The organism is Brevundimonas abyssalis TAR-001 (assembly GCF_000466985.1).
Lineage (GTDB): Bacteria > Pseudomonadota > Alphaproteobacteria > Caulobacterales > Caulobacteraceae > Brevundimonas > Brevundimonas abyssalis.
Window position 1 is genome coordinate 1 of the sequence record NZ_BATC01000075.1, and the last position, 11,389, is coordinate 11,389.

Sequence of the window (11,389 nt, forward strand, 5' to 3'; positions counted from 1 at the left end):
CGGCGGCGGCGGCGGCGGGACAAACGGGTCGATCAGCTCGACGTCGATGGACTCATCCGAATAGGACACTTCCTTCAGGACGAACTTCTGATTGTAGATCCACCAGGCGCCCGCCAGGTGTACGAAGACCGAGATCCCGATACCCACCACGACGCCGGTCGACATTTTCTTCCGGCGAGGCGGGTCCAGGAGCGGGTCGCGACGATGTTCTTCAGTCATGATCTGCGACCGTGGTCCTTATGCGTTATCTTCGCCGACGAGCGCGACACTGTAGAAACCATTGTCCTGCAGGGCGTTCATGAGCTGCATGAAGTCGCCGTAGCGGGTGGTCTTGTCGGCGCGGATGAAGATCCGCTCTTCGTCAGGGTTTCGTGTGCCGATCAGGCGGCGAAGATCGTCGCCCAGGGTGCCCAGAGAGGTGCGCCCATCACCGATGTAGATGTCGGCGTCGCTCTGAAGCGAGATGTAGATCGGCTTCGGCGGGTTTACTTGAGGCGGCGACACGGCGGTTGGCAGTTCGACCTCCACCGACACGGTGGCGAGCGGAGCCGCCACCATGAAGATGATGAGCAGAACAAGCATGACATCCACAAAGGGTGTGACGTTGATTTCGCTGTTCTGCTGAATCTCGTACTTGCCGCCGGCGCCGCCTCCGAGTTTGGCGGCCATCTAGCTTACGCTCCCTTGTCGAGTTGACGCGAGATCGTGTTCATCAGCTCGGCGTTGAAGCCGTCCGACCGCACGCCGTAGGACGAAATCCGGGTGTTGAAGTAGTTGTAGAAGATAACCGCCGGAATAGCCGCGAACAGACCCAGGCCGGTGGCCAGCAGCGCTTCGGCGATGCCGGGCGCCACGACCGCCAGGTTGGTCGTGTTGGTGTTCGCGATGCCGATGAACGAGTTCATGATGCCGTAAACCGTACCGAACAGACCGATGAAGGGTGAGTTCGAACCGGTCGAAGCCAGGAACTGCTGACCGCCCGACAGGCGCTTGGCCAGACCGGACTGCACAGCGGCCACGGCGGCCATGGAGCGGACGATGGTGGTTTCACGGTGGTCGCTGTTCACGGCCAGACCGGCTGCGCGGGACGCTTCGACTTCTTCGGTGGCGGCCGCGGCCATGTCGGCGAGCGGGTTGCCCTCGAAGTCCTCAGAGGTCGACACACGGCGAATATCCGGGATTGTCCGGGCGCCGCGGAAGGCCTCAAGGTAACGGTCGGTCTGACGGTTCAGGCTGCCGAACTCGATCATCTTGATGACGAACAGGGTCCAGGAGAAGACAGAGGCCAGCACCAGACCGATCATCACCGCCTGAACGACAGGGTCGGAGTCGATGAACATCTTGGCGACGGTCAGTTCGCCGTGGCCGCCGGTTTCGGCGGTCTCGACTTCCGCCGCCGGAGCGGGGGTTTCGACCGGGGTAGCTTCGGTGGTTGCCGGGGCCTCAGCCGCGGGCGCTTCGGTGGGTGCCGGGGCCGCGTCCTGCGCGAGAGCCGGCGAGCTCGCCATGAGGACGGCAGCGCCGGCCAGAGCGAGGAGGAAATTTGTCTTTTTGCTATCGAGCATAGTTCGCCAGTTCCTGCTTGGTCTGACTCGTTGGACCTAAAGAGGCGTTCGCCGGGAGGCGGGCCCCTCACTAAAATTACACCGGTTGCCGAATCGTCGATCCGGCTCCCGGAACGTTTCCTGTCGCTCTTCGGTTGCCGAAGCCCCTGAAAAGCTTTCACGCCCGACCTGGAGAGGAGGTCGTTCGCATGCCGACGCTCCCCGTTAAGACGAGCGGTCACGTTGTCTTGGCGAACCGCCCGGGGGGCGTCAAGTGCGTGATCATGCTTTTCAACCGGCGGGAGAGCGGGGCGACCGTGTCAGCAACGTCTTTTCGCCCAAATGTCATAAGAGCGTCATCTGTTCTCAGCACCGCTTTTATGGAGGAAGAATATTGCTCATATTTCAAAATATGAACAATCTGCAATCCTGTTACACTCCGTAACTGGCATGGGCTTTCGCCATCGATCGGGAGAGGGGAATCTCCGGTCACGCGGCGGCGGCATCTGCATCATGGTCAGTTGCTGAAATGTGGCGCAAAGGTGGCGCAGGGCGGCGGTCGCGGATCGTGACCACATAACGACGAAATGTTTTGGTCCGGCGGTAACCGGTGGCGCCGCTTGCAGGATAAGGGAGGAAAGGAGTGGTGCCTGGGGGCGGATTCGAACCACCGACACGCGGATTTTCAATCCGCTGCTCTACCAACTGAGCTACCCAGGCCCGGGTCCGGCGACGGCTCAGGCCGTCGGGAGCGGGGTCTATAAGCGAGGCCGATCAGCCTGTCCAGCGTCAGGCCCCATCCTCGCCGTCGCTTTCGCCATTTTCACCCGCCGGCGGCCCGGGAACGGCGTACCGACCGGTGAACCAGCGGCCCAGATCAATGTCCGCACACCGCTTCGAGCAGAAGGGTCGGTATCCGGGATCGACTTCGGCCTTGCGGCAGATTGGGCAGGTGGCACGGGTCATTCAACGATCACTCGGGTCAGAGGCAGGCTGTCATCAGCAAGGAGATGGGCGCGTGGGCCCAGACGCGCCACCAGGGCGGCGGCGGCGTTTGCGACCTCACCATGGCAGCGCGCGGTGACGCGCGCGCGCGTGGTGTCGGCCAGCAGGGCATGGTTCAGCCTCCGGGCCACATCTCGGGCGGCTGTTTCCACGCTCGGCCGGATCAGGTCCTCCAGTGGGGTGAAGGTCCAGGGCAGGACCAGTTGCAGCACGCCGAACCGGTTAACGGGGCCGTAGGCGATGGCGGGATCTGCGCCGAAGGCGGTTCGTGCGGCGGCGGTGACCTGCGCCCCGTCGTGCCCGGCGCCCAGCAGATCGACCGCCACCAGCCCGCCCCAGTGGCGCAGGCGGATCAAGCGTGCGGCGATGCGCAGCCCCTCCTGATTGGCGCGCTGCCGGTCCCTGCCGCTCAGGCCCCTGCCGGGCAGGGGCGGCTGGTCGATGTCGACGGTGATCATGGCGCGGGTGCGTTCGACCGCCACGTCCGGCCCGCTGTGCGGCAGGGTCGGGGCCTCGGCGTCCTCGATCGCAGCCCACCCGGCCTCGATGGCCGCCTTTCCGGTGATCGGGGCGACGCCGGGCGCCAGCCGGTCCAGCCACTCACTGACGCTGGGGCCAGGCCGGACCATGCGGGGGTCTCCTTCGGCCGCGCCCAGCATGCGCAGCGTGGGCCCCTTGGCCTCGCGCGGTTCGGCGACCACCTCGACCTCGATCTTCTGGCCGATGTGCAGGGTCGTGTTCCGGTTCATCGGCAGGAAGCCGTCTGCGCCGCCCAGATCCACAAAGGCGCCGCTCAGTCCCGGCTCCACCCGCGCGACCCGGCCGACGGACACGGCGCCGAGGCGCCGGGCGGGATCGTCGGCCTCCCGCTGGATCAGGATATGCTCGAAGCCGCGCTCGCTCTCGATGACGCCCCGCGTTTCGCCGGGGCTGTCGTCTATATAGACTTGGCGGTCGCCGCTCACGGCCGGGCCGGGCGCCAGCCGGCCCCGCGCAGGAGCTGGACCGTTTCGTAGAGCGGCAGGCCCATCACCGCGGGGTGGCTGCCGACGATGCGGCGCACGAAGCGCCCGCGGGACCCTGGATGGCGTAGCTCCCGCCTTGCCGCGCCAGTCGCCGGTTTTCAGATAGCCCGCGATCTCGTCGTCGGACAGCGGCTTGAAGGCCACGCGTGTTTCGACCACCCGCACCGCCGCGTCGCGTCCGGGGGCCTTGACCGCCACGCCGGTGAAGACCCGGTGGTTACGGCCGGACAGCAGCGCAAGGAAGCGCCGGGCCTCGGCTTCGTCCGCCGGCTTTTCCAGCAGGCGGCGTCCCACGGCGACGACAGTGTCGGCGGCCAGGACCAGGGCTTCGGTCTCGCGGGCGCCGACCGTCTCGGCCTTGATGCGCGCCAGGCGCTCGGCCAGTCGCGGCGGCGTCTCGGCCTTCAGGGGCGTTTCGTCGATGTCGGCGGGGACGATGCGGTCGGGTGTGATCCCGATCTGCGCCAGCAGTTCGATGCGGCGCGGACTGGCCGAGGCCAGCACAAGCGCGAGGCTTGGGGGCGGAGAGGCCACGCGGCCGCCCGCCTTACTTGAAGCGATAGGTGATGCGACCCTTGGTCAGGTCGTAGGGAGTCATCTCCACCAGAACCTTGTCGCCCGCCAGAACGCGGATGCGGTTCTTGCGCATCTTGCCGGCGGTGTGGGCGATGATCTCGTGGTCGTTTTCAAGCTTCACACGGAAGGTCGCGTTCGGCAGCAGCTCGCTGACGACGCCTGGAAACTCGAGCAGTTCTTCCTTCGACATGCAGTCTCTCTCGCCCTTGGGATACAGGTATCGGTCACGCTGGGCGCCGGCGCGGCTCGAAATCGGACGCGGCCTAATGCACCAAAACAGGCCGGGCGTCGAGTTCTGACGGGAAATAGCGTCGGGTCAGCCGCGACGCCACAGGGCGCAGACCAGGGTGAACAGGCGGCGGGCGGTTTCGTGGTCCACCTCGACCTTGCCCTCCAGCCGCGCCTTCATGGCCTCGGCGCCTTCGTTGTGAAGACCGCGCCGCCCCATGTCGACGGACTCGATCTGGCTGGCCGACGAGCCGCGCAGGGCTTCGTAGTAGCTGTCGCAGATCATCAGGTAATCGCGGATCACCGTCTTCAGCGGGGTCAGGGACAGCAGGTGTCCCTTGCGATAGGCCGGCCCGGTGATGTCCATGGCCAGGCGGCTGTCCTGCAATGACAGTTTCAGTTGATACGGACCGCCCTCGGCGCCTGCGGGGGTGAAGCTGTTCTGCTCCACCAGATCGAAGATGGCCACGCGCCGGGCATGCTCGATCTCGGCCGTGGCCGAGGGCAGGGAGGCTTCGTCCAGATCGACGGCCGACAGGCGATGGGGACCGCTCATGCCGGATCCTCTTCATGGCGCGGCGCGCTTCGGGCCCGCCAGCGTTCGGAGATGTCGGCCAGGACCGCGTTCATGCACTCCACGTCCACGCGCAGGTCGCCGCCGCCGGCGAACATCATGACCACCCGGCCGCCCGGCGCCTCGCCCGGCATGAAGTCCATGGCCAGCAGCTCCAGGGGAATCTCGGGGGCGCGGGGCATGTCGCGGCTCTTGACGGCCATGACGTCGCCGAACTGCAGCGCCGCCTGGACCCGGGTGCCGCCGCATTCCCAGCAGAACCGGCGCAAGGTGATGGTCAGCCGCCGCGCCGCGCTTTCCCACAGGATGTCGCCCGGCGTGAGGATGGCGTCCTGAAGCGCCGCCGAGATGATCAGCAGATCCTCGTGATCCTCGGCCAGCAGGCGCAGGGGCGGCAGGGGCGGGCCCTTGTCCTCGGCGACCTTGTCCTCGCTCAGGTCCGTTTCGACGGCGGTGGTCTCAGTGTCCATCCTCATAGCCTTTCAGCCGCCGCACCTCGGCGCCGCAGGCCCCCAGCTTCTCCTCAAGCCGCTCGAACCCGCGATCCAGATGATAGACCCGGCCGATGGTGGTTTCACCCTCCGCCGCCAGGCCCGCGATCACCAGGCTGACCGAGGCGCGCAAATCGGTGGCCATGACCTCGGCGCCGTGCAGCGCTTCGACGCCCCGCACGCGGGCCTCACCGCCGTGCACGGTGATGTCGGCGCCCAGGCGCATCAGCTCGGGCACGTGCATGAAGCGGTTCTCGAAGATGGTCTCCGAAATCACGCTCTCGCCCTCAGCCAGGGTCATCAGGCCATGAACTGGGCCTGCAGGTCGGTGGCGAAGCCGGGATAGACCTCGGTGGTCACATCGACGGGCTGGAGGCGTCCGCCGTCGCGGCGGATGCGCAGGCCGTCCGGCGTCTCGTCCACCGTGACCCCCGCCTCGCGCAGCTTGGCGGTCAGGGCGGTCAGCAGCGCGGGCCGCATCTTCGTCAGGGTCACGTCGCCGCCGGTCATGGCCGCGGCGGTCGCATAGGTGCCCGCCTCGATGCGGTCGGGGATGACGCTCCAGTCCGCGCCCGACAGGGAGCCGACGCCGGTGATGGTCAGGGTCGGGGTGTCGATGCCCTCCACCCTGGCGCCCATGGCGTTCAGGCAATGGGCCAGGTCGCCGATCTCGGGCTCGCGCGCCGCGTTGTGGAGCACGGTCACGCCCTGGGCCAGGACGGCCGCCAGCAGGGCGTGTTCGGTGGCGCCCACGGAAACGAAGGGAAAGGTGATCTCGGCGCCGCGGAGACCTTTCGGCGCCTGGGCCGAGACATAGCCCTCCTCCAGCTCGATGACCGCGCCCAGGGCGCTCAGGGCCTGCAGGTGCAGGTCCACCGGCCGCGCGCCGATGGTGCAGCCGCCCGGCAGGCTGACCCGCGCATGGCCGGTGCGCGCCAGCAGCGGCCCCAGCACATTGAACGAGGCCCGCATCTGGCGGACCAGATCATAGGGCGCGAAGGTCGAGGTGATCTCGGCGGCGTGCAGTACGGTTTCGGTTCCGTCCGCGCCGTCCTGCTCGGTGACGCTGACGCCCAGTCCGCGCAGCAGCTCGCCCAGGAACCGGGTGTCGGCCAGGCGCGGCATGTTGGTCAGGCGCAGCGGCTGCTCGGTCAGCAGCGAGGCGGCCATCAGCTTGATGGCGGAGTTCTTGGCGCCGCTGATCGGAATGGCTCCGTTCAGCCGGGCGCCGCCGGTGATGGCGATGCGGTCCATGGGGTCTCTGTCGAGGCTGCGCCCGGCGCGGGCGAAGCGGGGGCGGTATCTAGCCTGTCTCGCGCGCCGGTTGAAAGGGGCGAGAACGGACTGTCACGCCTCTTGATCAGACGCCGCCACGCACTGCGCCTCCGCGCGGCGTGCCCGGCGGAGTTGGGGAAGCGGCGGGCGCGGGCGATCTCGCCCGGGACCGGGACGGCGCCGTCGCCGGCGGCCGCCCTTGATGTGTGTTTCGGCGTGGTCGCTCGCGCCCGCCCGGTCGTTCTGTGCGTGAGCGCCGCGGGGGAGGGCTCTCTTCAGCCGGCCGACGCGCGACCTCGTTTGTCGCGCGCCCAGAGTTCCGCCGGTTCGTCCCCATGCCGCATGCTCGGCCCACGACGGGCGGCGGCGTCCAGGACGCCCGCCGGACCCCGGGCTCTCAATGCCCGGGCGATCCCGCTCGACCGGTCCCGCTGCGCGTCCGGCCCTGGCGCCAACGCCTTCCCCCGCAACGGAACCCGAGAAGGGTACGCCAGCGACGAACGCAGTCGGAAAACCAGACGAAAAAACCGTCTCGACCGTTCTGCGGCAAGGCATTGGGGTCTGGAAATGCGGGACGAACGGGCGAGTTGGTCCCGCTTTTCAGGCTCAGTCGGCGTCGGACGGGGGCGCGGAGGGCGGCGCCTTGCGACGGCGGAGATTCGTGCGCAGGGCGGCGGCCAGACGCGCCTCCCGTTCCGCCTTGGCCTTTTCGGCGGGCGTGGGCGGCTTTGGCGTCGGTGTGTCGGGCGGGCTTTTCACCGGGCGATAAAGGCTGGATGCAGGAATGCGATCAAGAGGCGTTTTGGCCTTTGCATCGGGCGAACGTATTGGCTATACGGCCGCTTCCTCAGATTTCGCCGCCGTAGCTCAGTGGTAGAGCGCATCCTTGGTAAGGCTGAGGTCGTGGGTTCGATTCCCCCCGGCGGCACCATCTGAAGCAAGAGGCCCGGACAACCGTCCGGGCCTTTTTGCATTCACCAGTCCTGATCGTCCGGGATGGCGGTGATGCCTCGGGTCCGCAGGGACCGGGGCGTCAGTCCCTCGGCGCCCCAGGCGCTCCACGGGTCCTGCGCGCCGAGATACGACCCGGAGCGCAGGCCATAGCTGTCGTACCGGGGGTCGTAATACGGATTGTACGCGGGGAGCCCGCCCTTCGATTCGCTGTAGTGCAGTCGGGCGAAGCCGTTCTCGCCCAAGGGTACGGACACATCCACGCCGAAGGCCTGATAGCCGTGCGATCCGATCGCCGCGCTGACCTGGCCGCGAATCCTGCGTTCCGGCGCGAACGGCGCGTCGTAGTCGAACGGGCCGTCGCCCGTCTCCATGGGCGCGGCGGACGATGCGCCGATCCAGGCGGCGATCTGCTGGTCAGTGGTCATGGCGCGCGGCGCCGTGATGGACGGCGCGGCCGTTTCCTCGGCGGCCGCCGGCGCGGACACATGGCCCTGGTCGCGGCCGGCCGTGGCGATGGGCTGGTCGGACAGGACCAGAACGGCGAGGGCGGTCAGGATCATGGCGTTACTCCAGTGCCGTCACGCTGACGACTGAATGCGGCGGGGGCGTGTCACCCGGGCAGATGATCGCCGCGCCCGAGCGGGTCAGGCAGCGCCTCGCCGTCCGGGGTGAAGCTCAGGGCCGCCGAGTTGATGCAGTAGCGCTCGCCCGTAGGCGGCGGGCCGTCGGGAAAGACGTGGCCTGATGGCTGTCGCAGCGGGCGCAGCGGGTCTCGACCCGCACCATGCCGTATGAGGTGTCCGTGATCGCGCGCACGTGCTCGGGATCATAGGGGGTGTTGAAGCTGGGCCAGCCGGTGCCGCTTTCGAACTTGGTCTTCGTCTGGAACAGGGGCAGGCCGCACAGGCGGCAGCAGAAGACGCCCGCCCGCTTCTCCTCCAGCAGCGTCCCGCAGAACGGCGCCTCGGTGCCGTGGTTCAGCAGCACGCGCCGCTCCTCGTCGTTCAGGCCGTGTTCGAGGATGGCCATCTGTGACGGACTGGGCGGGGTCAGATCGAAGCCGGACGCGGAGCGGGGAGACGTTGATGCAGCTTGGGTCATGGTCTGGAAATAGGAAACGCCGGACGGGGTTCCAGCCCCGCCCGGCGTTGGTTGGTTCAGGATGTGGATGGAATCAGCCGCCGAACAGGCCGGCGACCCAGGCGCGCACGGCGGTCTCGTCCGTGGGGTCGCCCGTGTAGGTCAGGCCCTGATCCGGCGTGTGCGGCTGGTTCGAGGCGCGCTCGCGGTTGATCCAGGCCTTGTGGCCATAGACCACGCGGCCGAAGCCCGAGGGCAGGGCGGTGATGGTCGGCTCGATGAACAGGGTGTCAGCGCTGGTGGTCTGGCCCGCCAGACGCACGTTCGGCAGATCCTTCAGCACGTCCACCGCGTCCAGACAGCCGCCGGAGCAGCCGCCGTCCACCAGAACCACCACATTGCCGCGCACCGGATTGGCGCCGGTTTCGATGTCGCCTATGGCGGGGATCGGGCGGGTGAAGGACTGCTGGCCGGCCTGGATGGCCTGATCGAAGGCCGCGACCACAGCCTGGGTTTCGGCGATGGTGGCGGGGTTGTTGGCCACGAAGGCGGGGTCGCCCTGCATGCGGGCCAGGGCCTGGGCGAACCACTCGCGGTTGGCCGGGGTGGCGCGATAGCCGAGCTCGACGTCGGTGGGCTGGGCCGCGCCGATCATTTCCGGCTCCCAGATGCGGGCCGCGGCCCGCAGGGCGTAGCTGGCGGCAGAGGCCGAGGTTCCATCGGCGCCGCGCAGGTCGATCACCACGCCGGGGGCGCCGCGGATGGCGGACTGCTGGGCGTCCACCTGGGCCAGGAAGGCTGCCCAGTCGGCGTCGTCCGCCAGGGTGTGGATGTTCACCCAGGCCAGGCCGTTGACCATTTCCACCGCCAGCGGAACCGACGGCGGCACATAGACCGAGGCGCGATAGGCGGCCTCGCGGTCCTCGGGGGCCGCGAAGTCAGTCACGATGTCCACGTTGCGGCGGCGACGGCCGTCCATGAAGCGGCATTCGGCGGGCAGGCCGCCGGCCATGGGGTTGCCCCGGTCCCAGAACAGGTAGGGCGCCGTCTCGATGCGGTCCGCCTCGAGGTTGAGATCGCCTTCCCAGCGGTCCAGACGGCGCTGGGCGATTTCCTCGGCCGGGGTTCCATCGCAGGACTCCAGCACCCATCCCACCTGCGGAACGTTGCGGCGCACGCCGTCCTTGACCCAGGTGACCACATAGGCGCCGTCGCGCCAGGCCGTGGCGAAATTGGCCCAGGCCACGGCGTCCCAGGGCTCGCGGCCCTCCCACGTCGGGCCGAGGCTGATGTTGGCGTCGCGGAAGCCGTAACCGTAGCCGCGCAGCAGATAGGCGTAGGCGTTGGGCGAGTTGACCCGGCCCAGATTGCCCTGGGCCTCCGCATAGCCTTCGTCCAGCCAGGTGCGGAACCGGGCGCTGGAGGGCGCCTCGATGACGGCTGCGGGGTGGTTCTGGCTCAGCGCCTCACGGGCGGCGGTCAGGTCCTGTTCGGCGGCGGCGCGCCAGTCCTGGGCGGTCGCGGCCTGGGCGGCGAGGCCCAGGGCCAGGACGGACACTGCAGTGGCGAGGAGGGTTTTCACGGCAGGGAGCTCCGGATCGGTTAATGTACGGGTGGCGGGTGTTAAACCCTATCAGCCCACCTTCGCCAACCCCGCATGGGGCCGGGCGGGCGTTTACACGGGGTGGCATGGGCCGTAAGCGAACCTCGGCAAGCGGCGCAGACCGCGTCAGGGAAGTCATCAAGGCATGTTCTCCAAGATTCTCATCGCCAACCGGGGCGAGATCGCCGTCCGCATCATCAAGACCTGTCGGCGCATGGGCATCGCGACGGTGCAGGTCTATTCGGAGGCGGACGCCGGCTCGCTGGCCGTGGAGATGGCGGACGAGGCGGTCCTGATCGGTCCGGCGCCGGCGAACCAGTCCTATCTGCTGGCGGACAGGATCGTGGAGGCGGTGCGCCAGACCGGCGCGGAAGCGGTGCACCCGGGCTTCGGTTTCCTGAGCGAGAACGCCGGTTTCGCCCGGCGGCTGCGCGACGAGGGCATCGCCTTCATCGGCCCGAACCCTGAGGCCATCGACGCCATGGGGGACAAGATCAGCTCCAAGAAGCTGGCCGCCGAGGCGGGTGTGTCCACCGTGCCGGGCCACATGGGCCTGATCGAGACGCCGGAAGAGGCGGTGAAGATCGCGCGCGAGATCGGCTATCCCATCATGATCAAGGCCTCGGCCGGGGGCGGGGGCAAGGGCATCCGCGTGGCCCATTCGGACTCCGACATGGCCGAGGCTTCGCCGCGGTGAAGGCTGAGGCGAAGAACGCCTTCGGCGACGACCGGGTGTTCCTCGAGAAATTCATCATCGACCCGCGCCACATCGAGATCCAGGTGCTGGGCGACAAGCACGGCAACGTGATCCATCTGTTCGAGCGGGAATGCTCGATCCAGCGCCGCAACCAGAAGGTCATCGAGGAAGCGCCGTCGCCGCTGCTGGATGAGGCCACCCGCGCCGCCATGGGGGCCCAGGCCGTGGCCCTGGCGAAGGCCGTCAATTATGACTCCGCCGGGACGGTGGAGTTCGTGGCCGGGCAGGACAAGTCGTTCTACTTCCTCGAGATGAACACCCGCCTGCAGGTGGAGCA

At 68.1% G+C, this 11,389-nt stretch carries 10 protein-coding genes, 2 tRNA genes and 4 pseudogenes; 2 read left to right on the plus strand and 14 right to left on the minus strand.

The window, feature by feature from the left end:
- Positions 1–237: 237 nt before the first annotated feature.
- The 11 genes and pseudogenes from MBEBAB_RS13440 to MBEBAB_RS16725 form a co-directional block, all read right to left on the minus strand.
- The gene (locus MBEBAB_RS13440) at positions 238–669 is read right to left on the minus strand and encodes a biopolymer transporter ExbD (RefSeq protein WP_021698536.1); all 432 of its coding nucleotides are present in this window, start codon (positions 667–669) and stop codon (positions 238–240) included.
- A gap of 5 nt (positions 670–674) precedes the next feature.
- A complete protein-coding gene (locus MBEBAB_RS13445) occupies positions 675–1,565 on the minus strand; it encodes a MotA/TolQ/ExbB proton channel family protein (protein WP_021698537.1) in 891 nt (296 codons plus the stop codon).
- 623 nt (positions 1,566–2,188) lie between these two features.
- Positions 2,189–2,264: transfer RNA gene (locus MBEBAB_RS13450), tRNA-Phe, on the minus strand.
- Between the two features lie 69 nt (positions 2,265–2,333).
- Complete coding sequence (locus tag MBEBAB_RS15875; RefSeq protein WP_081703543.1) at positions 2,334–2,510, minus strand: DNA gyrase inhibitor YacG; 177 nt, start codon at positions 2,508–2,510, stop codon at positions 2,334–2,336.
- A complete protein-coding gene (locus tag MBEBAB_RS18735; protein WP_045319391.1) occupies positions 2,507–3,514 on the minus strand; it encodes a S1 domain-containing protein in 1,008 nt (335 codons plus the stop codon). Before MBEBAB_RS18735 ends, MBEBAB_RS15875 begins: the two co-directional genes overlap by 4 nt.
- A pseudogene (locus tag MBEBAB_RS18740) lies at positions 3,511–4,108 on the minus strand (Maf family protein). Before MBEBAB_RS18740 ends, MBEBAB_RS18735 begins: the two are co-directional and overlap by 4 nt.
- Positions 4,109–4,121: 13 nt before the next feature.
- Positions 4,122–4,340: a translation initiation factor IF-1 gene (infA, locus tag MBEBAB_RS13465; RefSeq protein ID WP_021698539.1), complete on the minus strand. Its 219-nt coding sequence runs from the start codon at positions 4,338–4,340 to the stop codon at positions 4,122–4,124.
- Between the two features lie 126 nt (positions 4,341–4,466).
- On the minus strand, positions 4,467–4,934 hold the full coding sequence (locus MBEBAB_RS13470; protein ID WP_021698540.1) for a UPF0262 family protein: 468 nt from the start codon (positions 4,932–4,934) through the stop codon (positions 4,467–4,469).
- A complete protein-coding gene (locus MBEBAB_RS13475; RefSeq protein ID WP_021698541.1) occupies positions 4,931–5,422 on the minus strand; it encodes a DUF2948 family protein in 492 nt (163 codons plus the stop codon). Before MBEBAB_RS13475 ends, MBEBAB_RS13470 begins: the two co-directional genes overlap by 4 nt.
- Positions 5,412–6,697: pseudogene (gene murA / locus MBEBAB_RS13480) on the minus strand (UDP-N-acetylglucosamine 1-carboxyvinyltransferase). The gene MBEBAB_RS13475 and the pseudogene murA overlap by 11 nt, the downstream one beginning before the upstream one ends.
- 627 nt (positions 6,698–7,324) lie before the next feature.
- A complete protein-coding gene (locus tag MBEBAB_RS16725) occupies positions 7,325–7,477 on the minus strand; it encodes a hypothetical protein (RefSeq protein ID WP_162831553.1) in 153 nt (50 codons plus the stop codon).
- Between the two features lie 97 nt (positions 7,478–7,574).
- Here MBEBAB_RS16725 and MBEBAB_RS13485 point away from each other — a divergent pair.
- Positions 7,575–7,649: transfer RNA gene (locus tag MBEBAB_RS13485), tRNA-Thr, on the plus strand.
- 43 nt (positions 7,650–7,692) lie between these two features.
- On the opposite strand, the gene MBEBAB_RS15300 is transcribed toward MBEBAB_RS13485, so the two are convergent.
- The 3 genes and pseudogenes from MBEBAB_RS15300 to MBEBAB_RS13500 all read right to left on the minus strand — a co-directional run bounded on the left by MBEBAB_RS15300 (position 7,693) and on the right by MBEBAB_RS13500 (position 10,334).
- Positions 7,693–8,232: a hypothetical protein gene (locus MBEBAB_RS15300; protein ID WP_021698543.1), complete on the minus strand. Its 540-nt coding sequence runs from the start codon at positions 8,230–8,232 to the stop codon at positions 7,693–7,695.
- 50 nt (positions 8,233–8,282) lie between these two features.
- A pseudogene (gene msrB / locus MBEBAB_RS13495) lies at positions 8,283–8,659 on the minus strand (peptide-methionine (R)-S-oxide reductase MsrB).
- Positions 8,660–8,846: 187 nt separating this feature from the next.
- Entirely contained in the window at positions 8,847–10,334 is a 1,488-nt protein-coding gene (locus tag MBEBAB_RS13500) for a hypothetical protein (RefSeq protein ID WP_021698545.1), read from the minus strand.
- A gap of 166 nt (positions 10,335–10,500) precedes the next feature.
- Between MBEBAB_RS13500 and MBEBAB_RS13505 the strand changes: the two are divergent.
- Positions 10,501–11,389, plus strand: a pseudogene (locus MBEBAB_RS13505) (acetyl-CoA carboxylase biotin carboxylase subunit); the annotation flags it as partial.